The 23,164-nt window shown below is 57.4% G+C and carries 24 protein-coding genes and 1 riboswitch; of the genes, 8 read left to right on the forward strand and 16 right to left on the reverse strand.

Annotation, left to right across the window (positions count from 1 at the left end; genetic code table 11):
* Nucleotides 1-28 precede the first annotated feature (28 nt).
* The 12 genes from RUA4292_RS20265 to dnaK form a co-directional block, all read right to left on the reverse strand.
* Nucleotides 29-763 carry an ABC transporter permease gene (locus tag RUA4292_RS20265; RefSeq protein ID WP_058279224.1) on the reverse strand — a complete coding sequence of 245 codons (735 nt, stop codon included), beginning with the start codon at nt 761-763 and terminating at the stop codon, nt 29-31.
* Nucleotides 760-1,488: an ABC transporter ATP-binding protein gene (locus tag RUA4292_RS20270; RefSeq protein WP_058279225.1), complete on the reverse strand. Its 729-nt coding sequence runs from the start codon at nt 1,486-1,488 to the stop codon at nt 760-762. Before RUA4292_RS20270 ends, RUA4292_RS20265 begins: the two co-directional genes overlap by 4 nt.
* Nucleotides 1,485-2,159: a TenA family protein gene (locus RUA4292_RS20275; protein WP_082637206.1), complete on the reverse strand. Its 675-nt coding sequence runs from the start codon at nt 2,157-2,159 to the stop codon at nt 1,485-1,487. The genes RUA4292_RS20270 and RUA4292_RS20275 overlap by 4 nt, the downstream gene beginning before the upstream one ends.
* Nucleotides 2,156-3,091: an ABC transporter substrate-binding protein gene (locus RUA4292_RS20280; RefSeq protein ID WP_058279367.1), complete on the reverse strand. Its 936-nt coding sequence runs from the start codon at nt 3,089-3,091 to the stop codon at nt 2,156-2,158. Before RUA4292_RS20280 ends, RUA4292_RS20275 begins: the two co-directional genes overlap by 4 nt.
* A 20-nt stretch (nt 3,092-3,111) precedes the next feature.
* Nucleotides 3,112-4,074 carry a HesA/MoeB/ThiF family protein gene (locus RUA4292_RS20285; protein WP_058279226.1) on the reverse strand — a complete coding sequence of 321 codons (963 nt, stop codon included), beginning with the start codon at nt 4,072-4,074 and terminating at the stop codon, nt 3,112-3,114.
* Nucleotides 4,071-4,667 (reverse strand): thiamine phosphate synthase, encoded by a 597-nt coding sequence (locus RUA4292_RS20290; RefSeq protein ID WP_058279227.1) that lies wholly within the window; start codon nt 4,665-4,667, stop codon nt 4,071-4,073. Before RUA4292_RS20290 ends, RUA4292_RS20285 begins: the two co-directional genes overlap by 4 nt.
* On the reverse strand, nt 4,664-5,428 hold the full coding sequence (locus RUA4292_RS20295; protein ID WP_058279228.1) for a thiazole synthase: 765 nt from the start codon (nt 5,426-5,428) through the stop codon (nt 4,664-4,666). Before RUA4292_RS20295 ends, RUA4292_RS20290 begins: the two co-directional genes overlap by 4 nt.
* A 3-nt stretch (nt 5,429-5,431) precedes the next feature.
* Entirely contained in the window at nt 5,432-5,626 is a 195-nt protein-coding gene (thiS, locus tag RUA4292_RS20300; protein ID WP_058279229.1) for a sulfur carrier protein ThiS, read from the reverse strand.
* Nucleotides 5,610-6,587, reverse strand: a complete 978-nt coding sequence (locus RUA4292_RS20305; RefSeq protein ID WP_058279230.1) for an FAD-dependent oxidoreductase — start codon at nt 6,585-6,587, stop codon at nt 5,610-5,612. Before RUA4292_RS20305 ends, thiS begins: the two co-directional genes overlap by 17 nt.
* Nucleotides 6,584-7,387 (reverse strand): bifunctional hydroxymethylpyrimidine kinase/phosphomethylpyrimidine kinase, encoded by an 804-nt coding sequence (gene thiD, locus RUA4292_RS20310; protein ID WP_058279231.1) that lies wholly within the window; start codon nt 7,385-7,387, stop codon nt 6,584-6,586. The genes RUA4292_RS20305 and thiD overlap by 4 nt, the downstream gene beginning before the upstream one ends.
* A gap of 45 nt (nt 7,388-7,432) precedes the next feature.
* A riboswitch (TPP riboswitch) is annotated at nt 7,433-7,538 on the reverse strand.
* A gap of 129 nt (nt 7,539-7,667) precedes the next feature.
* A complete protein-coding gene (gene dnaJ, locus RUA4292_RS20315; protein ID WP_058279368.1) occupies nt 7,668-8,822 on the reverse strand; it encodes a molecular chaperone DnaJ in 1,155 nt (384 codons plus the stop codon).
* Between the two features lie 74 nt (nt 8,823-8,896).
* Nucleotides 8,897-10,807, reverse strand: coding sequence for a molecular chaperone DnaK (dnaK, locus tag RUA4292_RS20320; RefSeq protein WP_058279232.1), 1,911 nt, complete (start codon nt 10,805-10,807; stop codon nt 8,897-8,899).
* 213 nt (nt 10,808-11,020) lie between these two features.
* Here dnaK and RUA4292_RS20325 point away from each other — a divergent pair, with 213 nt between their 5' ends.
* The gene (locus RUA4292_RS20325; RefSeq protein WP_058279233.1) at nt 11,021-11,623 is read left to right on the forward strand and encodes an alpha-ketoglutarate-dependent dioxygenase AlkB family protein; all 603 of its coding nucleotides are present in this window, start codon (nt 11,021-11,023) and stop codon (nt 11,621-11,623) included.
* On the opposite strand, the gene RUA4292_RS20330 is transcribed toward RUA4292_RS20325, so the two are convergent.
* Nucleotides 11,620-12,441: an ABC transporter permease gene (locus tag RUA4292_RS20330; protein WP_058279234.1), complete on the reverse strand. Its 822-nt coding sequence runs from the start codon at nt 12,439-12,441 to the stop codon at nt 11,620-11,622. The genes RUA4292_RS20325 and RUA4292_RS20330 overlap by 4 nt on opposite strands.
* A 123-nt stretch (nt 12,442-12,564) precedes the next feature.
* Between RUA4292_RS20330 and cysQ the strand changes: the two genes are divergently transcribed.
* From cysQ to RUA4292_RS20365, 7 genes are all read left to right on the forward strand, one after another.
* Complete coding sequence (gene cysQ, locus RUA4292_RS20335; RefSeq protein ID WP_058279235.1) at nt 12,565-13,362, forward strand: 3'(2'),5'-bisphosphate nucleotidase CysQ; 798 nt, start codon at nt 12,565-12,567, stop codon at nt 13,360-13,362.
* Complete coding sequence (locus RUA4292_RS20340; RefSeq protein WP_058279236.1) at nt 13,362-14,162, forward strand: 3-deoxy-manno-octulosonate cytidylyltransferase family protein; 801 nt, start codon at nt 13,362-13,364, stop codon at nt 14,160-14,162. The genes cysQ and RUA4292_RS20340 overlap by 1 nt, the downstream gene beginning before the upstream one ends.
* A gap of 70 nt (nt 14,163-14,232) precedes the next feature.
* Nucleotides 14,233-15,216, forward strand: coding sequence for a UDP-glucose 4-epimerase GalE (gene galE / locus RUA4292_RS20345; protein ID WP_058279237.1), 984 nt, complete (start codon nt 14,233-14,235; stop codon nt 15,214-15,216).
* Nucleotides 15,217-15,271: 55 nt separating this feature from the next.
* Nucleotides 15,272-16,282, forward strand: coding sequence for a glycosyltransferase family 2 protein (locus RUA4292_RS20350; RefSeq protein WP_058279238.1), 1,011 nt, complete (start codon nt 15,272-15,274; stop codon nt 16,280-16,282).
* 147 nt (nt 16,283-16,429) lie between these two features.
* Entirely contained in the window at nt 16,430-17,416 is a 987-nt protein-coding gene (locus RUA4292_RS20355; RefSeq protein WP_058279239.1) for a glycosyltransferase family 2 protein, read from the forward strand.
* Nucleotides 17,413-19,113: a DUF5927 domain-containing protein gene (locus RUA4292_RS20360; protein ID WP_058279240.1), complete on the forward strand. Its 1,701-nt coding sequence runs from the start codon at nt 17,413-17,415 to the stop codon at nt 19,111-19,113. Before RUA4292_RS20355 ends, RUA4292_RS20360 begins: the two co-directional genes overlap by 4 nt.
* Before the next feature lie 6 nt (nt 19,114-19,119).
* Nucleotides 19,120-20,565: a hypothetical protein gene (locus tag RUA4292_RS20365; protein ID WP_058279241.1), complete on the forward strand. Its 1,446-nt coding sequence runs from the start codon at nt 19,120-19,122 to the stop codon at nt 20,563-20,565.
* Here RUA4292_RS20365 and RUA4292_RS20370 read toward each other — a convergent pair.
* Genes RUA4292_RS20370 through RUA4292_RS20380 form a run of 3 tightly spaced genes read right to left on the reverse strand, consistent with a single transcriptional unit; the run spans nt 20,549 to nt 23,155 of the window.
* Nucleotides 20,549-21,067, reverse strand: a complete 519-nt coding sequence (locus RUA4292_RS20370; protein ID WP_058279369.1) for a L,D-transpeptidase family protein — start codon at nt 21,065-21,067, stop codon at nt 20,549-20,551. The genes RUA4292_RS20365 and RUA4292_RS20370 overlap by 17 nt on opposite strands.
* A 57-nt stretch (nt 21,068-21,124) precedes the next feature.
* Nucleotides 21,125-21,910: an ion transporter gene (locus RUA4292_RS20375; protein WP_058279242.1), complete on the reverse strand. Its 786-nt coding sequence runs from the start codon at nt 21,908-21,910 to the stop codon at nt 21,125-21,127.
* A gap of 21 nt (nt 21,911-21,931) precedes the next feature.
* Nucleotides 21,932-23,155 carry a class I SAM-dependent RNA methyltransferase gene (locus tag RUA4292_RS20380; protein ID WP_058279243.1) on the reverse strand — a complete coding sequence of 408 codons (1,224 nt, stop codon included), beginning with the start codon at nt 23,153-23,155 and terminating at the stop codon, nt 21,932-21,934.
* Between the last annotated feature and the right edge of the window lie 9 nt (nt 23,156-23,164).

The following is a 23,164-nucleotide window of genomic DNA, read 5'->3' on the forward strand; positions in this document are numbered from 1 at the left end:
CCGTGCCGCAGAATCGGTTTCTGAATGGTTAACGCATCTCACCCGCAATGCCTGCAGTTGCCCGTCGGACAACCATGTCCAACAGGATCGAAAACACCCCCAGAGTCAGCATTGCAGCAAACATCAAATCGGTTTTGGCCCGCCCATTGGCTAGCAGCATTAGGTACCCCAATCCTTGCGACGACCCGACCCATTCGCCGATCACCGCTCCGATCGGGGCATAGACGGCCGCCAGCCGCATGCCCGAAGCCAATGAGGGCAAAGCTGCGGGGATACGAATGTGCCACAACATGGCGCGCCGGCTGGCCTGCATCGTCCGCGCCAGATCAAGGTATCCGGGCGGCGTGCGCATCAACCCGTCAAAAAAGGAAGAGGTGATCGGGAAATAGATGATCAGCACCGCCATCGCGACCTTGGACCACAGACCATAGCCCAGCCAAAGCGTCAGCAACGGCGCCAGCGCGAAGACCGGCAACGCCTGCGTGAACACCAGCATCGGCTGCACCAGCACCCGCGCGGCGCGGGAATTCGCCAGTTGCAGCGCGGTAACGACCCCCAATACCGTCCCGCAGGCCAGGCCGATTATGACCTCAACGGCCGTGACCCATGTGTGTTCAGCAATGATCCAGCGGTTTTGCCACCAGGTCTCAGCCACCAAAGCGGGGCCCGGAAGGATGAATTTCGGAAGGCCGGTTGCCGAGACGATTGCCTGCCAGATTGCCAACGCGAACAGAGTGGCGGCAAGGCCCGACAGCAGTTTCATGCCGCCTCCTCCCGCAACAGCCGCAGTAGCGCGCCTTGCGTTTCCAGCGTTTCCAGGTCGTCCACCTTGCGCGGGGCCGTTGCATGTGGGGGCTGGCAGGGCGTTATGCCGTTCTGCGTCATGACCACGATGGATTGACCCAACCGCGCAGCCTCGCCCGGATCATGGGTGACCAGCAGAACGGTTCGGTCCTGTAACGCTTCGGCCGCAAGGTCCTGCATATCCGCGCGGGTGCGGGCGTCCAGGGCCGAGAACGGCTCGTCCAGTAGAACGATGGGCCGATCTTCCATCAACGTGCGGGCCAAGGCCACGCGTTGACGTTGCCCACCAGAGAGTTCGCCGGGCTTCTTTGCCATATGATCCTGCAGGCGCATCCGTTCGATCAGCTGATCACAGCGGCGCAAATCTGGCTTTTCTCCACGCAACCGCGCACCCAGCAGGACGTTCTGCGCCACAGTCGCCCGAGGCAGCAGCAGATCGTCCTGCGCCATGTAGGCTACCCGCTCCCGCACAGATTGCCCGTCACTGGCGCGGATCTGTCCAGTGAACTCTGCGCCAGTGTCCAAGCCAGCAATCAGGCGCAGAATGGTGGTTTTGCCGACCCCCGATCCACCCAGCAGACACGTCCACCGCCCTGCTGCAAGCGTCAGGGTCAACGGCGCGAACAACAACGCGTCGCCAATCGCAGCCGAACCACGGACGGTCAGATCGGGGGCTGGGGTCATGGGGTCAGGCCCATTTGCCAGAAATTGACCTCTAACTCGGTCGCGGTACGGAAGGTGTGGCACAGACGAGTCCAACGCGGGGATGCTTCGAAATTCTCACCAATACGCCCCGTTAGAGCCATGTCCAACAATTCACCAACCGCCACGCAGGCATCTTGGTAGTCATCGCTGGCATAGGCGGCAATCCAATCGCGATAGGTGTCAGACGTCGCCTCGGCCGCCAGTCTTGTGCCAATCTCACCGTACCCCATCACACAAGGCGCAAGCGCCACCAGCAGGTCCAGCAAATCGCCACTGAAACCGGCCTCAAGCACGAACCGCGTATAGGCGAGGTTCTCGGCACGTTCCGGCGTGACAAACAACTGGTCCTGCGAGATGCCTTCGGCCTCGCAGATCCCGATATGCAGCTTCATCTCTTCGCTGATCAGCCCATTCACGGTGCGCGAGGCAGCCAACATTTCCGCATGTGTTTCCGATTTCACGACTGCCAGCGCCCAGGCGCGCGAGAAATGAATCAGGAACACATAATCTTGCCGCAAATAATGCAGAAACGCCGCACGCGGCAGAGTTCCGTCCTTCATCCCTTCGACAAAGGCATGACGGGTGTAATCCCGCCATGGCCCCTGCACCGCATCGCGCATAAGCGCAAATGCTTTGCCATAGTCGCTCATTGCACGGTCACATCTACTGAGATGTCGCTGACTGGATTGATGCTGTCGATCATCCCGCTGTCTTTCAGGAACGCCTCGAAACGGGCATAGCGACCTGCATCAAACCCCGCCGGGCGCAGCGCGAAACGGGGCAGTGTATCCACCCATGCACGCGCGTTCAGCTCATCCTGCAATTCGGGTGAGGTAGCCGCGAAGATTTCCCAGCTTTTTTCCGGGTTGTTGACGATGAACTGGGTCGCCTTTTCGGTCGCCGAAAGGAAACGGGCGACCTTGTCTGCATCCATCGTGTTGGGGTTGGCGACATAGATCAACTCATCATAAGACGGCACGCCTTCTTCCTCGATGTAGAAACAGCGGCCCGCGACGCCTTCGATATCCATCTGGTTCAGTTCAAAGTTCCGGAAGGCCCCGATCACCGCATCCACCTGCCCCGTCATCAGCGGTGGCGACAGCGAGAAGTTGACGTTGACCATCTCAATATCATCCAGCGCGACATCATGGGCGTTCAGCATGGCGCCCAGCACGGCCTCTTCCACGCCCGCGACCGAGAAGCCGATTTTTTTGCCCTTCAGATCGGCGAGCGTTTTGATCAGACCGTCCTGTAGCACCAGCAGGCAGTTCAACGGCGTAGCGACCAAGGTGCCGACGCGCTTCAGCGGCAGGCCCTCATGGATTTGCAGGTGAAGTTGCGGCTGGTAGGAGACCGCCAGATCAGCTTGCCCGGCGGCAACCAAACGCGGAGGGGCCGATGGATCCGCGGGTGGCACAATCTCAATCTTCAGCCCCTCGTCGGCAAAGTATCCGTTCTCTTGCGCCACGATGATGGGCCCGTGGTCGGGGTTAACGAACCAATCCAGCAGAACGGTCATCTTGTCTTCGGCCCAGGCCGGCGCGGCGGCCAGCAGGGCAATTGCTGTCATCAGCTTTTTCATATCTCGCGTATCCTTTTCATTCACGAGGTTGAGGCCGCGACGAGAACGATCTCGCCCGGCCAATCCGGTTGCAATTTTTCGGCGGCACGCCACGCACGCAGGCCGGTGGAACAGCAAAATGCCAGTCTTTTGCTTTTGTTAGGCTCTATTCTTACCAATTCAGTAGGCCCGCGGAGCGCTTTAGGATGAATGGGTTCAGGGGCCTCATCCGGGCTTCGCAACTCGATGATCAGATCATCCGTGGTCAGTTGGCAGACCGACACAAACGGGAAGTGATGGCTGGGCTCGGGCGCATCGTCAAAGCGGAACGTGCTGCTTCGCATCGTGCGGACATCGAACTGAATCATCTGCCCGAGTGGCGAAGGGTCCAGCCCGAGAATAACGCTCAGCGCCATTTGCGCTTGCATCGCGCCAATCATTCCGACGACCGGGCCCAACACTCCCGAGGTGGCACAGCTTTCACCGCTGCCCGGCGCGTCGGGAAAAACCGCCCGCAAAGATGGGGCACCGCCGCAGAAACCGCCGACATAACCCGACAACCCCAGGACCGAGGCGCTTATCAACGGTTTGCCAAGCGCGCGACACGTGTCCGACAACGAATAGCTTGCAGCATAACTGTCTGCGCAATCTAGAATGACGTCGGCTTGTGAGACAAAACGTTGCGAATTTAAGCTAGTTAGAGCCTGATTATTCGTGGAGATCGTAATTTCAGAGTTTATGTCCTGACACCGCTTAGCCGCGACTTCGGCTTTGGGGCGGCCACAGTCCCCTTCAGCAAACAAGGTCTGGCGATGAAGGTTCGACAGGGCGACTTCATCGGAATCCATGATGGTCAAATTTCCGACCCCTGCACCAGCCAGCAGAGGCAAAACCGGTGCTGCCAGGCCCCCGGCCCCCACCACAAGAACCCGCGCGCCGGACAGGCGGGCCTGTCCACGGGCGCCGACCTCCGGCAAGATCATCTGACGGGCGTAGCGGCTCATCTGGTGGCCTCGATCCACGCACGTACGCGGGCTTCGGGGTCTGCATTCAAGGTGATGTCTGTCACGACTGAGACAATGTCCGCCCCGGCCTGCAACACGCCCGGCGCGCGCTCGACGCTCATCCCGCCAATACCGACCAAAGGGACTTCCCCCACGCGCGCTTTCCATTCAGTGACACGCGGCAGGCCTTGTTGTTCCCATTTCATCTTTTTCAGGATCGTTGGGTAGACGGGACCAAGCGCGACATAATCGGGGGTCATGGCCAGAACACGCTCAAGCTCGTCATCGTCATGGGTCGAGACACCCAGTTTCAGCCCTGCGCGTCGGATCGCCTTCAGATCTGCGTCATCCAGATCCTCTTGTCCCAAATGAATCCAGTCGCAGCCTGCGTCGATGGCAACCCGCCAATAGTCATTCACCACCAGAACAGCCCCATGCGCACGGCACAGATCCCGCGAAACCGCGATCTGTTCGCGTACCACCGTGTCCGGTTGATCCTTGATCCGCAACTGCACCAGCTTCACGCCCAGAGGCAGCATCCGGCGCAGCCAGTCGAAATGGTCGAAGATTGGATAAAACCGGTCGAGGGTCATGACAAAAACGCCTTTCCAATAACGGGGGTCGAGGGTTCGGCCATATCGCGCGCTTCGATCGGGTCGGCCTGATAGGCCAATCGCCCGGCCTCGATGGCCAGCTTCATCGCCTTGGCCATTGCGGCGGGATCGCCGGCCCGTGCCACCGCGGTGTTCAGCAGAACGGCATCATACCCAAGCTCCATCGCATGTGCGGCGTGGCTGGGCAGGCCGATACCAGCGTCAATCACCAGTGGTATTTCGGGAAACTCAGCGCGCATTGCGCGCAGGGCGTATTCGTTGTTCAGACCGCGGCCCGAACCAATCGGGGCCCCCCAAGGCATCAGAACTTCACACCCTGCCGCCAAAAGGCGCTCACCCACGATCAGGTCGTCCGTGGTGTACGGAAAAACCTCGAACCCGTCTTCGCTCAGAACGCGCGCGGCCTCGACCAGTTGGAACACGTCGGGCTGCAGGCTGTCGGTATGCCCGATCAGTTCCAGCTTGATCCATTTGGTGTCAAACACCTCTCGCGCCATATGAGCGGTGGTCACAGCCTCTTTCACCGTATGGCAACCTGCTGTGTTGGGCAGGACAAGAACGCTCAGATCGCGGACCATCTGCCAGAAGGTTTGTCCTGCGCCTGCTTCGCGTCGCAAAGATACGGTGGCCACCCCGGCCCCGCTGTCCCGAAATGCCTGTTCCAAGATTGCGGGGCTTGGATATTGCGCTGTGCCCAGCATCAACGGGTTCGGCAGTGATGTGCCGTAGCAGGCCTTCATCGCTCAGCCCCCCTGCATCGGGGCGACGACTTCGATCCGATCGCCGTCCTTGATTTTGCGAGCTTTGCGCAGGCTTGAGGGCACAAAACCCTCGTTCACAGCCGTCGCCACCCGGCCCGAAAACCCACATTCCTGTAATAGGTCGGCAAGAGTTCCGGCCTGCACCTCGCGCATCTCGCCATTAAGTACAATCTTCATCAACCATCTCCGAATGTTTGTTGTCCAACGCCAGGTCAGCCACGCCCTTTGCCAGTGCAGGGGCAAGCAGGTAGCCGTGGCGGTAGAGGCCGTTGGCGTAGATTGTCGGTCCCAGTCGCCGAATACGCGGCAGGTTGTCGGGGAAAGCGGGACGCAGATCGACGCCGATTTCCAACACTTCAGCCTCACCAAAGGCGGGGTTCAGGGCGTAGGCTGCGCTCAGCAACTCAAGCATCGAGCGTGCGGTAATTCGGCTGCTGTCCTCGGATTCGATCATTGTTGCGCCCAGCATGTAGACGCCGTCGCCGCGTGGAACGATATACAGCGGCACGCGTGGATGAAGCAGTCGTATAGGCCGGGTCAGTGTAACGTCTGGGCACCGGATCACCAGCATCTCACCCTTTACGCCGCGCAAGTCCTGCAGGTTTTCGCGCGCGTGCAGACCTCGGCAATCAATGGCGTTGTCCAATCCCGTCGGAGCGCGCGCATGATGGAATTCAACACCGTGATCCTGAAGCTGGTGTGACAGATCCAACAAGGCTCGACGCGGGTTCAAATAGGCCTCGGCATCAAAGTAGAGACCCTTTCCGAAACGGTGAAGATAAGGCTCTAATTTGGCAATTTCGCCGGTATCAACTTCGGAAAACCCCTCAGTTCTGCGGGCGAAACAACACAGATCCGGCAGGTCCCGTGAGTTAGCAACAACCAGTGTGCCGCGCCTGTGGACCTGAGTGCGCTTGGCCCACCAGTCGATTGCCAATTGCCCCAGACGCAGGACAGGTTCCTCGGCGTTTTCATACTCGCACCAAGGTGCCAACATTCCGCCCGCCCACCAGGAGCAACCATGCGGCCCCGGTGCACCGCCGGGATCAAACACCTGAACCTTGGCCCCGCGCGCGACAAGTTCGGACGCGACGGCCAACCCGGCCACACCTGCCCCTATGATCGACCAGACGGTCACGCGGGCCAAACCTGATGGAAATGATGAACAGGCCCGTGACCTTGTCCGATGTCCAAAGCATCGGCCTGAGCGATGGCGCCCTGCAGATAGTCATGTGCTTGCGCTACGGCCTGGGGCATCGAAAGGCCCTTAGCCAACCCGGCCGCTATGGATGAGGACAGGGTGCATCCGGTTCCGTGGGTGTTACGTGTTTGTCGGCGCGCCGCTTGAAACTGAGCAATCACGCCGGAGTGTGAAATCAATATGTCATGGCAGATGTCACCCTTGCCGTGACCACCCTTCATCAGAACCGCGCCAGCGCCAAGTGCACACAGATCTTGCCCTTGTGCGATCATCTGTTCGAGGCTGTCCGCAGACTCAGAGCCCAGCAGGCAGGCTGCTTCGGGCAGGTTTGGCGTTAACACGGTCGCGCTTGGCAACAATACGTCGCGCAGGGTTTGCACCGCCTCTTCAGCCAGCAAGGCATCGCCGGATTTCGCAATCATGACCGGATCTAAAACCACAGGCCCGTCAAAATCTGCGATACTGTCTGCGACACAATGAATGATCTTAGGGGTGGCCAGCATTCCAATCTTGATCGCGCCAACATCCAGGTCGGTCAGAACAGCCTCGATCTGGGCTGCAATGACGTCCAGAGGGATACCATGCACCGCCGTAACTGCGCGAGTATTCTGCGCCGTCACTGCGGTAATCACACTGGCACCGTAGACGCCAAGCGCCGACATGGCCTTGAGGTCTGCCTGAATTCCGGCCCCTCCGCCGCTGTCAGATCCTGCAATTGTTAAGGCAATGGGTGCCATGTCGTTGCTCCAGTTCAAAATGGGCAACGGGCATGGAAAACGTCTAAGCACTATAAGACCGTTCCCTACGCCGGTATTGCCCGGATCAGGTTCGATGGGTTAGCGCGCTCACGCCTCTCAGCCCCCAAACAGGGCACCCCAACGGTTGGGGCGACACTCTCAGGGGATGGTGGGGGAATCAAGGGCCAATTTTGGTGCAGATTACGGTCAAACTGGACTTATGAAATGCAAAAGCCGGCCTCAACGGACCGGCTTCTGTTTGATGTTCATGTGTGCAGGTTCAGCCCTTCATACCGTCCCAAAATGACTTGACGGACGAGAAAAAGCTTTTTGATTCCGGGTGGTTGTCTTCGCCCAGATCGTCGAACTCACGCAGAAGCTCTTTTTGACGGCTGGTCAGATTGACCGGAGTTTCAACGGCCAGTTCAATGAACATATCGCCAACGCCACCGCCGCGAAGGGCGGGCATGCCTTTGCTGCGCAAGCGCATCTGACGTCCTGACTGGCTGCCAGCTGGAATTTGCACGCGACCACGGCCACCGTCGATGGTGGGCACTTCGATCGAACCGCCCAGCGCTGCCTTGGCCATGCTGACCGGAACGCGGCAATACAGGTTTACGCCGTCGCGCTCGAACAGCTTGTGGTCCGAAACTTCGACAAAAATATACAGGTCGCCCGGGGGGCCACCGCGCATCCCGGCCTCACCTTCGCCCGCAAGCCGGATGCGTGTGCCGGTTTCGACACCAGCCGGAATGTTGACCGACAGCGCGCGTTCTTTTTCGACGCGCCCGGCGCCGCCGCATGATTTACAGGGGTTTTTGATAATTTGACCCAGACCCGAACAAGTCGGACACGACCGTTCAACTGTGAAAAAGCCCTGTTGCGCCCGCACTTTTCCCATGCCCGAACAGGTCGGGCAGGTTGTGGGCTCAACCCCGCCTTCCGCACCCGAGCCGTCACAGGCCGAGCAGGCCACGGCAGCAGGCACGTTGATCGTCTTTTGCAGGCCAGAGAATGCTTCTTCCAAGCTTACACGCAGGTTGTAACGCAGGTCTGACCCGCGCGCGGCCCGTCGACCACCCCCGGTAGCACCGCGCTGACCACCCATAAAATCGCCGAACAGGTCATCGAACACGTCCGAGAAGGCACTGGAGAAATCGCCCTGTCCGCCAAATCCGCCGCCGGGACGGCCACCGCCGCCCATACCGTTTTCAAACGCGGCATGACCAAAACGGTCATACGCGGCCTTTTTTTCGGCATCGCGCAAGACGTCGTAAGCTTCGTTCGCTTCTTTGAACTGAGCCTCGGAATCCGGGTTGTCCTTGTTACGGTCGGGATGCAATTCCTTGGCTTTCGCGCGAAAGCCCTTCTTGATCTCGTCCGCTGATGCGCCCTTGGACACGCCGAGCACATCATAGTAGTCGCGTTTTGACATCAGTATTTCCTTCTGCCGCAACGTAATCGGGCCGGCCCGGTGACCGGACCGGCCCGAATTGGCCCGGTTTCCCGTTACTTACGCTTTTCGTCGTCAAGATCTTCGAATTCGGCATCGACGATATCGTCTTCACCAGCCGGAGCAGCATCCGCCGCCGCAGGCTCATCCTCGGTCTCTTCAGACTGCGCTTTGTAGATGGCTTCACCCAGCTTCATGGCGGCTTCGGTCACGTTCTGAATGCCTGACTTGATCTTGTCGGCATTCTCGGTTTCCAGCTCGTCCTTCAGCGCGACAATAGCCAGCTCGATGGCTTCGATGGTGGTCGGGTCGACCTTGTCGGCATGCTCTTCCATCGACTTCTCGGTCGAGTGGATGAGGCTTTCCGCCTGATTCTTCGCCTCGATCAGCTCGCGGCGTTCCTTGTCCGCCTCGGCGTTCTCTTCGGCGTCCTTGACCATCTTGTCGATATCTTCGTCCGACAGACCACCCGATGCCTGGATGGTGATCTTCTGCTCTTTACCGGTGCCTTTGTCCTTGGCCGAAACCGAGACAATGCCGTTGGCGTCGATGTCAAAAGTCACCTCGATCTGAGGCATGCCGCGCGGTGCGGGCGGGATATCTTCAAGGTTGAACTGACCCAGGATCTTGTTGTCCGCAGCCATTTCGCGCTCACCCTGGAAACAGCGGATGGTCACAGCGTTCTGGTTGTCTTCGGCGGTCGAGAAGACCTGAGACTTTTTCGTCGGGATCGTGGTGTTACGGTCGATAAGACGAGTGAACACACCACCAAGCGTCTCGATACCCAGCGAAAGCGGGGTTACGTCCAGCAGAACCACGTCTTTGACGTCACCCTGCAGAACACCGGCCTGAATGGCGGCGCCCATGGCAACAACTTCGTCCGGGTTCACACCCTTGTGCGGTTCTTTACCGAAGAATTTGGTGACCTCTTCGATCACCTTCGGCATGCGGGTCATACCACCGACCAGAACAACCTCATCAATGTCGCCCGCCGACAGACCTGCGTCTTTCAATGCGGCCTGACAGGGTTTCATCGATTTCTTGATCAGATCGCCGACCAGCGATTCCAGCTTGGCACGGGTCAGTTTCATGACCATGTGCAGCGGCTGACCGTTGGCGCCCATCGAGATGAACGGCTGGTTGATCTCAGTCTGCGAGGTCGAGGACAGTTCGATCTTGGCTTTTTCCGCGGCTTCTTTCAGACGCTGCAGGGCCATCTTGTCGCTGGACAGATCGACACCGTGTTCCTTTTTGAACTCACCCGCCAGGTAGTTGACGATGCGCATGTCAAAGTCTTCACCACCCAGGAAGGTGTCGCCATTGGTCGATTTGACTTCGAACAGCCCGTCGTCGATTTCGAGAATGGTCACGTCGAACGTACCACCACCAAGGTCATAGACCGCGATGGTTTGGGTTTCTTCTTTGTCCAGACCATAGGCCAGCGCAGCCGCTGTCGGTTCGTTGATGATCCGCAGCACTTCTAGACCGGCGATTTTGCCTGCATCTTTGGTGGCCTGACGCTGAGCGTCATTGAAATACGCGGGAACGGTGATGACCGCCTGCGTAACTTCTTCACCCAGATAGCTTTCTGCGGTTTCCTTCATCTTGCCCAGAGTGAAGGCCGAAATCTGGCTTGGGGAGTATTTTTCACCGCGGGCTTCCACCCACGCGTCACCGTTGCCGCCATCCACGATGGCGTACGGCACCATTTTCTTGTCCTTCTGGACTTCTGCATCATCCACACGACGACCGATCAGACGCTTGACGCCAAAGATCGTGTTGTCGGGGTTGGTGACCGCCTGACGTTTTGCAGGCTGACCGACCAGACGCTCATCTTCGGTGAAGGCGACGATCGAGGGCGTGGTCCGCGCCCCTTCTGCGTTTTCAATGACCTTTGGCTGAGAGCCGTCCATGATGGCCACACACGAGTTGGTGGTGCCGAGGTCAATACCGATTACTTTTCCCATATATTCAATCCCTTTCTCTTCAAGGCGATGTCTCGAGGTCCGGACCCGTTATGGCATCCGGTCCCGATCTGGTTTGCGCAACAGCACTACACCATCGCGCGTCCCGGCGTATATAAGGGCGAGATCAGAGGCCTGCAAGCGGTGTAAAAGGCTGGTTTTCGGGAATCTGCGGCCTTTTTTGGTAAGGTTTTGGCAAGGATTGGGGAATCTTCAATGGCGCGGCTGCTCTTGCGCGGGTTTGACATCAGAAAAGCCTATCTGGACGTTGCGGCACAAACGCAACTGATTGAGGCGTTGCGCCCGATTCTGAAATCGGCGCCGCTGTTCCGGCCTGTCACGCCTTCCGGCAAGGAAATGTCGGTGCGCATGACCTCAGCCGGAGCGTTTGGTTGGGTCACTGACAAAAGGGGGTACCGATATCAGGCGCAGCACCCTAAAGGAACGGTGTGGCCCGACATTCCTGATACGATACTGGGTATCTGGCGCAAGCTTGCCAGCACCCAACGCGATCCGGATTGCTGTCTGATCAACTATTACAGCGAAGGTGCGCGCATGGGGCTGCATCAAGACAAGGACGAGGCCGATTTTTCTTGGCCTGTCCTGTCGATATCCCTGGGCGACGATGCCCTTTTCCGCATCGGAAACGAAACCCGGGGCGGCAAGACCGAGTCGATCTGGCTGAACTCCGGCGACGTCGTGGTCATGGGCGGCCCCGCCCGCCTGACCTACCATGGGGTAGACCGCATCCGTTTCGGTTCATCCAAACTGTTGCCCAAAGGCGGACGGATCAACCTGACCTTACGGGTGGCAAACTAGCGGCGTGCGCCCCAACTGGCCGACACATGCTGGCGGGTGTAAAAAATCCCCAGCAATCCAATTGTCAGCAATGCTAGGCCAACCCAAAGCGCGTATTCCCAACTGGAGTTACGTGGAAAGTAGTTACGAAAGATAAAACCACGGCATTGGTCAATTATGTGAAACAACGGGTTCCAGGCAAAGAAACTCAGCAAGAAGCCACCCAACGCATTCCCTACAACCATTTTGCCCGAAAAAATCATGTTCATGCGTCGATACAAGTTTTTGAGAATTTCAGAAGTCCCGGGGAACCACGGCTTGAGCGCCATGAAAACAACGCCCACCGCGCATCCCGTAAACCAGGCCAGGATCAGCATATAGAACGCGCCGCCGGGCTCTTGGATCTCCAGCGGCTCAATTATGACGCTGTAGGCGAAGAGGATCACAAGGATCGAAACCAATTGCGTATAAAGCGATCCGAAGGCAGTCGCCAACAATGCGACCATCATATTCATCGGAGAATGTAGCATCATCGGGTTGTTTCCTGCAGCCACGCCAGCGACGGTCGAGACGGCTTTGATGTGAGTCAGGAACAGAAAGACACCTGATAAGAGAAACAGGATAAAGTTACCCCGGATCTTGGCCACACGTGTGCCCAACATCGACAAGATCAGATAAAAAACGGTCACAAGTGCGAGAATTTGCACGATATTGATGATGATCGCGATCACGGCATTCGCGTGTTTTGATCGTATCCCTTGCACAACCGCATGATAAACAAGCTCAGCAGTCGTGAAAGCGCTGCCCAAAAGCGTCTGTTTTCGCTTAAAATAAAACACTCAGTACACTCTTTCCCGCTGAACTGCCTGCAAACTGCCACGAAATTCTTGCCGTTTCGTAACCGCCGCATCATAAGGCCCACAAGGATTTCGATCAACAAACTACAGCAACGGAGCATTTTTGTGACCTATGACGCCCTTATTCCCGTAATCAGACGTCTGGCGCTGGAAGCCGGGGACACGATCATGCAGATCTACGAGGCGGATGATTTCGACGTCAAAGTCAAATCCGACGCCAGCCCCGTGACCGAAGCGGACGAGGCCGCCGATGCCCTGATTTCGGCGGGCTTACGTGCTGCATTCCCGGAAATTCTGTTGGTGACCGAGGAGCAGGCTGCCTCACATTTGGAAAAAGGGGACACGTTTCTGATCGTCGATCCTCTGGACGGGACCAAGGAATTCATCAACCGGCGTGGTGACTTCACGGTGAATATCGCGTTGGTCGAAAACGGTGTTCCAACCCGCGGCGTTGTTTATGCACCGGCCAAAGGGCGCATGTTCTACACCCAAGCGGACGGTCAATCGGTCGAAGAATCCGGCGCGCTTGACAAGGCGCAAGCTGGCGACGTGACCGTGATATTAGTGTCTGAACCAGACAATTCAGCGTTGATGGTCGTCGCCTCAAAATCTCACCGCGATCAGGCGACCGAGGATTACATCAACAAATATCAGGTCAAAGACAGCAAAAGCGCGGGCTCGTCGCTGAAATTCTGTCTGGTCGCCACTGGCGAGGCGGACCTTTATCCCCGCGTCGGGCGCACGATGGAGTGGGATACAGCCGCTGGTCACGCCGTTTTGGCCGGTGCCGGTGGCAAGGTTGTTCGCTTCGATGACCACACGCCGCTGACCTATGGCAAGGACGGCTATGCAAACCCGTTCTTTATCGCCTACGCTCCGGGCGTTGACCTGAAGGAGGCCTGATGTCTGTTCTGATTGCGATCCCTGCACGCTATGCCTCGACCCGTTACCCAGGAAAGCCGCTGGTTCCGCTGACCGGGGCAAATGGCAATGCGATGACCCTGATAGAACGATCCTGGCGCGCCGCCTGTTCCGTATCGGGTGTAGACAAAGTGGTTGTCGCCACCGATGACGACCGCATTCGCGACGTGGCCCAAGGGTTCGGGGCCGAAGTGGTGATGACATCCGTGACCTGCGGGAATGGCACAGAACGCTGCGCCGAGTCGCATACTGCGCTGGGCGCTGGCTATGAGATCGTCGTTAACCTGCAGGGGGACGCCCCGCTAACCCCTCATTGGTTTGTCGAAGACCTAATCGCTGGTCTGCGCGCTGCACCTGAGGCTGGTGTTGCCACCCCGGTTCTGCGCTGCGACGGCGATGCTCTGAACAGCCTGCTGAACGATCGCAAACATGGGCGCGTTGGAGGCACCACCGCTGTGTTCGAAGCCGATCACAGCGCGATGTATTTCTCGAAAGAGGTCGTGCCTTTTACCGCAGAAACGTTTTCTGGCGACAAGCCGACCCCGGTGTTCCACCATGTCGGCGTCTACGCGTATCGCCCCGATGCTCTTGCCGCCTATCCAACATGGCCTGTGGGACCGTTGGAACAGCTGGAAGGGTTGGAACAGCTGCGGTTTATGGAAAACGGTCGAAAGGTTCTGTGCGTCGAGGTCGAGGCCAGGGGGCGTCAGTTCTGGGAGTTGAACAATCCGCAGGATGTGCCGAAACTCGAAGAGATGATGGCCGCGATGGGGTTGGATTGAACCTTTTTCCGCTGAAATTTCGTCCAAGACATCATCTACCTGAGCGCGGTACTACAATTCGGAACGAATTATGAAAAACATTCTTGTGACCGGTGGCGCCGGGTACATTGGATCTCATGCATGCAAAGCGCTGTCTCGGGCAGGGTACATACCGGTCACTTTCGACAATCTGGTAACTGGTTGGCAAGACGCGGTGAAATTCGGGCCCTTTGAACAGGGCGATCTGCTGGATCGCGCCCGGCTGGAGGAAGTGTTCGCCAAGTATGAACCCGTGGCGGTGATGCACTTTGCAGCCCTCAGCCAGGTGGGCGAGGCGATGTCCGAGCCCGGTAAATACTGGTCGAACAATGTGACTGGTTCGCTGAATTTGATTGAAGCCGCAGTTGCCGCCGGATGTGAGAACTTTGTCTTCTCGTCCACCTGCGCCACCTATGGCGAGCATGACAATGTGGTACTGGACGAAGACACGCCGCAACTGCCGCTGAACGCATACGGCGCCTCAAAACGTGCCATCGAAGATATCCTGCGCGATTTCGAGGCCGCGCACGGGCTGAACCACGTGATCTTCCGGTATTTCAACGTGGCCGGTGCCGACCCTGATGGCGAGGTGGGCGAGTTCCACCGCCCGGAAACCCACCTTGTGCCGCTGATGCTGGACGCCATCGACGGCAAGCGCGACGGGCTGACCGTTTTTGGGACGGACTACGAAACACCAGACGGCACCTGCATCCGCGATTATGTACATGTTTGCGATCTGGTCGATGCCCACGTTTTGGGATTGAACTGGTTGGAACAAGGCAAAGACAGCCGCGTCTTCAACCTGGGCACCGGATCGGGGTTTTCGGTGATGGAGGTGATCAGCCACTCCAACGCCGTCACCAACCGCGACGTGCCTTATGCAATCGGACCGCGCCGGGCTGGGGATTGCACAAAGTTGGTCTCGGGTTCTGTGCGCGCTGGCGAGGAACTTGGATGGTCGCCCAAAAGGTCCACATTAGAGACGATGATTGCCGATGCGTGGCGCTGGCATCAGAACGGCCATTACGAAAAATGAGCCTATTGTGACTGGTACAGGGGAAGAAACGCTTCCGCCCATCTCATGGGTGCAAATGTACAAGTTGCGGCTAAAACGGCAGCGATTGTTGTGGCGGTCCTTTCGCAGCCGCCATCAATTGTCCAGTCTGAGCGACCGCACGGCGAACATCATACCTAGTGGTATTCTGGCCTTCACCACGCTGCGCAATGAAATCACCCGCCTGCCCTGGTTCCTGCGCCATTATCGTGCATTGGGGGTTGATCACTTTCTGATCGTCGACAACGACAGCGACGATGGCTCGGTGCCCTTTCTCAGGAAACAGCCGGACGTGTCACTGTGGCAGACCCGGGACAGCTATCGCATGTCGCGCTATGGGCTGGATTGGCTGACTTGGTTGCAAATGTGCTATGGGCACCACCACTGGACTCTGATGGTCGATGCGGATGAGTTGTTGATTTACCCCAATCATGACACCCGGCCCCTACCGGACCTGACGAAATGGTTAGATGATCAGGGACGTGTAGCGTTTGGCGCGCTGATGCTGGATCTTTATCCCAATGGCCCGCTGGGGGAACAAGGCTATGATCCTGAAAACGACCCGACCGAGGTGGTGAGTTGGTTTGATGCCGCCCCCTACCGCGCACAACGGCAAAGCCCGCTGGGCAACCTTTGGGTGCAGGGCGGCGCGCGCGAGCGTATGTTCTTTGCCGACGCCCCACGCCGATCCCCGACGCTTAACAAAATCCCGTTGGTCCGGTGGTCGCGGCGCTACGCCTATGTGAATTCGTGCCATTCCGCATTGCCACGACATCTGAACGCCAGTTACGGAGGGCCCGGCGGCACAGCACCATCTGGTGTTTTGTTGCACACCAAATTCCTGCCCGAAGTTGTGGAAAAATCAAAGATCGAGAAAGAGCGCCGGCAACACTTTCACGATCCCGAACAGTTTGCAGACTACTATGACGGCATCACGGATCGCCCCGCCATGTGGGCGCCAGAGTCCAAGCGATACACCGGTTGGAACTCATTGCAGCAACTGGGTCTGATGGGAACAATTGATTGGGAAAGCCACAACTCAAACTAACGGTTTTTAAAGTCGTTGCTTCGAAAGATGGAAAAATGGCATAAAACGGCAATTGTCCGGTACCACTCTGGCTTGTAAAGGCTCCGGGCACGCTCGCGTAAATAACAAAGGTTGGGCAGTCGCGTGGGCCTATTGGATTCATACCGAATGAGATTGCGGCGTAAGCGCCGTTTATTGCGTTGCCTTCGAAAGCGGCGCGACCTTGTTCCCGTTTCCGTAAATACAAATTCGATAACACGGAAAGACGTCCTGCTAGTCAGCGTCATACGGAATGAGAAAATTCGCCTGCCGTATTTTCTGACCTACTACCGGCAGCTGGGCATCAACCATTTTCTGTTCGTTGATAACGCCAGCAATGACGGATCACTGGAATATCTGGCGGGTCAACCCGATGTGTCGGTCTGGCGCGCTGATGCAAGCTATAGACGTGCGTCGTTTGGGGTGGACTGGACAAACTATCTGTTGCGCAAATATGCGCACCGCCACTGGGTTCTGACCGTCGACCCGGACGAATTCTTCATCTATCCATTCTGCGATACCCGGCCGATCCGCGCCCTGACTGACTGGCTGGACGGCTGCGCCGTGCGCAGCTTCAGTGCAATGCTGATCGACATGTATCCCGAAGGGCCGGTCGAAGACGCCATCTATTCCGAGGGGCAAAACCCGTTCGAAATCGCCAAATGGTTTGATGCAGGAAATTATACGATCACAAAGAACCCGACATACGGAAATCTCTGGATTCAAGGCGGACCCCGCGCGCGCGTGTTCTTTAAGGACACGCCGAAAAAAGCGCCTGCGCTGAACAAGATTCCGTTGGTGAAATGGGACAAGCGCTATGTCTATGTCAGCTCGACCCATGCGCTGCTGCCACGCGGGTTGAACAAGGTGTTTGATGAATGGGGTGGCGAAAAAACAAGCGGTGCGTTGTTGCACGCCAAACTCATCAGCACACTGGGCGAGAAGGCCCAGGAAGAGATGGAGCGCGGCCAGCATTACCGCAGCTCTGGGGAATATCGCGCCTATGCCGAACATTTGGCAGACATGCCCGAGTTCTGGTGCGACAAGTCCGAAGCTTATATCAACTGGCGACAACTTGAGATTTTAGGCCTCATGTCAAAAGGAAACTGGGCATGAGCAATCTGGGCATCATTATGCTGGTTCACACCGCGCTGAACCGTGCCGGGCAAGTGGCCCGCCACTGGACGTCTTCGGGGTGCCCGGTGGTGATCCATGTGGACCGCAAGGTGCCAAACAAGGTCTATGCGGAATTCGTTGCCGCCTGTGCGAATGACCCGCTGATCCGGTTTTCTGACCGTCATGTCTGCAACTGGGGTGGGTGGGGCATCGTTGCCGCCTCGCAATCTGCCGCCGCACTGATGCTTGAGACATTTCCCGATGTCCGCCATGTTTTCCTGACTTCGGGGTCCTGTCTTCCTTTGCGGCCAGTGGATGAACTGGTCAATTACCTCTCGGACAGGCCGCGCGTGGATTTCATTGAAAGCGCCACTACCTCTGATGTGAGCTGGACCATCGGAGGCTTGGATCAGGAACGCTTTACCCTGAGATTTCCGTTCTCGTGGCGCAAGAACCGCAAACTGTTTGACGCCTATGTGAAACTGCAACGCGCGTTGCGCATTCGACGCCACATACCCGAAGGGCTTGTGCCGCATATGGGTAGCCAGTGGTGGTGTCTGACCCGCCAAACTCTGTCGGCCATATTGCAGGATCCAAAACGCGAGACCTATGATCGGTATTTTCGGCGCGTCTGGATACCTGACGAAAGCTACTTCCAGACGCTAGCGCGCCTGTATTCCACCCATATCGAAAGCCGGTCTCTGACACTGTCCAAGTTCGACTATCAGGGTCGTCCGCATATTTTCTATGACGATCACCTGCAGCTACTGCGCAGGTCCGACTGTTTTGTTGCCCGCAAAGCCTGGCCTAACGCGGATCGCCTGTATCAAGCCTTTCTAACCGATCAGGCCGGCGCCATGAAACCCACAGAGCCCAACCCAAGCAAAATTGACCGGGTGTTTTCCAAAGCGGTCGAACGGCGCACACGTGGGCGTGACGGGTTGTACATGCAAAGCCGGTTTCCACGGCACGGCAACGAAAACGGGCTGACGTCCTCTCCGTATTCGGTTTTTCAGGGCTTTTCCGAAGTGTTCGAAGATTTTGAACCCTGGTTGAGCAACATCACCGGCGCGCGTATCCACGGGCATCTGTTTCACCCGAAGCGCGCTGAATTCGCTGGAGGAGAAACCATCGTCAACGGCGGCCTCAGCGATTGCGCAAAGCTGCGGGACTACAACCCAACGGCTTTCCTTTCGAACCTGATCTGGAACACGCGCGGCGAAAAACAGTGTTTTCAGTTCGGCCCCGCGGACACGCAAGAAATCAACTGGCTTCTGGCTCGGGACAAGAATGCGCTGATTTCAGTCATAACCGGGGCCTGGGCGATTCCGCTGTTTCGATCAAACCTAAACTTTGCCGATATCCGCGCCGAGGCCGCGCGGCTGCAGCAGATCGAAACCAAGCAACTGGAAATCCTGTCTTCTGTCTGGACCAAGGCGCGGGTTCGCAAGTGGACACTGGCAGAATTCGTTGAATCTCCGGTCGAGCCATTGCAGACCGCGGTCGAGGATACCGGAACCACCCAAACCAGCCACCTGACCGAAGCACCAAAAATGGTGGATCTGTCAGGGTTCGGACAGTTCCTGCAAAACCTAAAGAACCAGGGGATGCACCCTTATCTGATGGGCGATTTCCCACCGGATGACAGTTTTGCCGACCGGGTCCGGCCATATCGAAAACCCTATCTGGTGCAGTAAAGATAAATGACGCCCCAATTTGACTATTTTATCATTCTTGCAGCCATGCGGACCGGTTCCAACCTGCTTGAGGCGAACCTGAACGCCATCGAAGGGGTCACCAGCTATGGCGAGGCGTTCAATCCCCATTTCATCGGGCGCTTAAAATCCGACACTCTGCTGGGCATCTCGGTGGAAGAGCGGGATCGTAACCCTTCCACATTGCTTGAGGCAATCCGGCAGGCACCAGGGGAACTGAACGGGTTTCGCCTTTTTCAGGGACATGATCCACGTGTGTTAGAGCCAGCTTTGGGCGATCCGCGCTGCGCCAAGATCATTCTGACCCGAAACCCTCTGGACAGCTTCATCTCGTTGAAGATTGCGCGCGAAACCAAGCAGTGGCAGCTGAAAAATATCAAGCGTCGTCGCGAAGCGCGGGTTGAGTTCGATGCCGAAGCGTTCATGAAATACCTGAACCGGCAGCATGAATACCACCTGATGCTGTCGCAGCGTTTGCAGCAAAGCGGCCAGACCCCATTTTACATTGCCTATGAAGACCTGAACCAGGTGCACCTTCTGAATGGTCTTGCCGCCTGGTTGGGTGTGTCAGGCAGGCTGTCGGCGATCGACGAAACACTCAAACCGCAAAACCCCGAGCCGGCGCTGGCGAAAGTGACGAACCCCGATGAGTTGGAGCAGGCGTTGTCACAGATCGACAGCTTCAACCTGCACAGCACTCCGAATTTCGAACCACGCCGACGTCCATTGGTTGCGAATTACGTTGCCGCACCAAAGACACCGCTGATGTACATGCCCATCCGCGGGGGAATGGAAAGTCCGGTAACAAGGTGGATGGCCGCGCTGGACCATGTTGATGTCGAGCAATTGCTGACCAATCAGAACAGGAAACAGACGCGTCAGTGGTTTCTTTCCAATCCCGGGCATCGAAAGTTCGCCGTGCTGCAACACCCATTGGCGCGCGCGCATCGGGCCTTTTGCAGACATATCCTCAACACAGGTTCCGGCGCCTATCCGAAAATCCGACACGTCCTGCGCAACCGGTTAAAGATTCCGATCCCCGGACAATTGCGTGATGGCAATTACCCGGTTGAGCAGCATTACGAGGCGTTTTCCGCTTTCCTGACATTCCTGCGCCAGAATCTTGCCCTACAGACCGCCATACGCGTGGATGCGGCATGGTGCAGTCAGTCGCAGGCCCTTGAGGGGATGGCGCCCTTCGCATTGCCCGACCTGATCCTGAGGGAGGATGAGGTCACGACAGCCCTGCCCGACCTGGCGCGCCGGATGGGGCACAGCACACCGCCCCTACCCGAACTCAGTGAACCGGATTCCCCGTTCACTCTGGCTGAGATTTATGACGACAAACTGGAAACGCTAGCCGCCCAGGCCTACCAGCGTGACTATATGAAGTTCGGATTTGAGTCTTGGAAACCGATTAGGGGCGCAGAGTAATCAGCGTTCCCCGGTTTACCATTGAATAGATCTCTTCGATCTCGTCATTCTTGACGGCGATGCAACCCGCAGTCCAATCTAACGTCTTTTTGGCGCGCTTACGCTCTTTGCGACGGTTCGGTTGTCCGTGGATAAAGATATCGCCGCCGGGATCGACACCCATGGCCTTCGCCTTCGCGACATCCTCAGAATTCGGGTACGAGATCCCCAGCGACAGATGATAACGGCTATTGGGATTGCGCCGATCGATCAGATAGCTGCCTTCCGGCGTACGCCCATCACCGCGCTTGGCTTTGGTGCCGTTGGGCGCAAATCCAAGATCAACCTTGTATTCTTTCAGGATCTTATCATTGTGCAGAAGATATAGTTTCCGCGAGCCCTTGTTGATGACCAGAGAGGTCACTTCGGGTCCGTTGTAAGTTAGAATTCTGGGGTTGGCCGAGGCACAAGCTGAGAGGCTCAGCGTTGCCATTGCACCCAATCCAAATGCTCGACGATCCATGTTCACTGCCTGCTGCTCTTTTTTTCTGTATTATGCCAGAAAATGTGAAAACTGAAATCACTTTTTGATGTTTTGCTGCTCTGTCAGGCGACGTTCGATGCTTTCAAGCCGCTCCAGCACTTCGTCACGATAGGCATCGGTTTTGACTTCGTCTTCGGCATGGTGCGCGTCTTGCATCGAATTCACGATCAGACCAACCAGCAGGTTTACTACCGCAAAAGTGGTCACCATGATGAATGGCACAAAGAACAGCCAGGCGTAAGGATAGATCTCCATCACCGGGCGCACGATCCCCATGGACCAGCTTTCCAGCGTCATGATCTGAAACAGTGTGTAGGCAGACAGGCCCAGATCGCCGAACCAGTCCGGGAAGGTCTGCGAGAACAGTTTGGTTGAAATCACCGCACCGATGTAAAACAGGATCGCCATAAGAAGGAACACGCTGGCCATGCCAGGCAAGGCCGAAATAAACCCTTCGACCACGCGGCGCAGGCGTGGCGCGACCGAGATGACACGCAGAACCCGCAAAATCCGCAATGCCCGCAGCACCGACAGACCGGACCCACCCGGTACAAGAGCAATGCCGACAATCACAAAATCAAAGACATTCCAGCCGTTGGTAAAAAACCTGCGCCCTGTAGCCAGCAGTTTAATCGCAATTTCAACAACGAAAATGGTCAGGCAAAGGCTATCCAGTGTTACGATCAATGGACCTGCAATTTCCATAAGGGTGGGTGATGTCTCCGTCCCCAGCAGCACGGCGTTGAAGATGATGACACCGGTAATGAACTTCCCGAAAGCTGGTGCTTCGATAAGGGTCAGCAGGCGTTGTGTGATCCCCATTCGGGTAGTCTCCTGTAAGTCTTAAGGGTTCAGGGTGAACCGTGCCGCAAGTTCGGTGTGTGACGACCATCGAAATTGGTCAACAACCTGTACCCATTCAAGGGTGTAGCCCGCATTAACAAGAATTTTCGCATCGCGGGCGAAGGTCACCGGGTTGCAGGACACATAAGCAATCACCGGGCGCAGGGCCTGCGCCAGTTCGGTCACTTGCGCCTCGGCCCCGGCGCGTGGCGGGTCGATCACCACAGCATCAAAAGACTTTAGCTCATCCGGCATCAGCGGTCGCCGAAACAGGTCCCGTGCCTCGGTCGTTATCCGTTTGAGGCCCTGCGCCCTGCGCCACCCCTGATCCAGCGCTTGCGTCATCGCTGCTTCGCCCTCAACGGCGTGAACTTCGGCCCCCTCTGCCAGAGGCAAAGAGAATGTGCCGCTGCCAGCAAACAGATCCACAACGCGCTTGGAACCACCCACAGCTTCGGAAACCGCCTTTAGTAGAGCCTGTTCTCCGTCTTTTGTCGCCTGTAGAAACGCGCCGGGCGGCGGAACAACATTTGCCTGACCAAAACGCTGAACGGGTGGCTGGCGCATGGCAATTACTTCACCATCCCAGCTGAGCCGGGCAAGACCGTTTTTCTCGGTCGCTTGTGCCAAAGTCAGCTCTAGCGGGCCGTCCAGCGGTTTGCCGCCTTTGACCGCCACATCAAGCCCGGCTTCGGACAAGGTTAGCGTCACCGCCAACACCCCTTTACGGCTGCCACCCAGAACCGCCAGTGCTTCGGCCACCGGAATGGCCGCGATCAGGGCCGGGTCGAGCAAATGGCAATCCGGGATCTTGGTGATCGTGTCTGACGCGCGGCCATGGAAACCGGCCAGAGTGCCCTTTTTGGTCCGTCGTACCGCGATCGTCGCGCGACGGCGGGACCGTTCTGGCGACGTATGGATCGGGCGCATCGACGCCTCCAACCCCTGCGCGGCCAGCGCGGTACGCACCACTTCGACCTTCCAATCCGCAACGAATCCATCTGCCGCGTGCTGCAACTGGCATCCACCACAGGATTTGTAGTGACGACACGGTGCCTTGACCCGCTGATCCGAGGGCGTCTCGACACGGATATCTGTCAGAAATTGATCCAGCAGCGTGCCGCTGACGACCTCATCCGGCAAGGTGCGCGGAGCGTAAACGGGGCCATCAGCGATGCCGTCGCCTTGATGACCAAGGCGGGTAATGGTGTAGGTTTGCGTCATGAGGGCCTG

The organism is Ruegeria atlantica, from assembly GCF_001458195.1.
Taxonomy (GTDB): Bacteria; Pseudomonadota; Alphaproteobacteria; order Rhodobacterales; family Rhodobacteraceae; genus Ruegeria; species Ruegeria atlantica.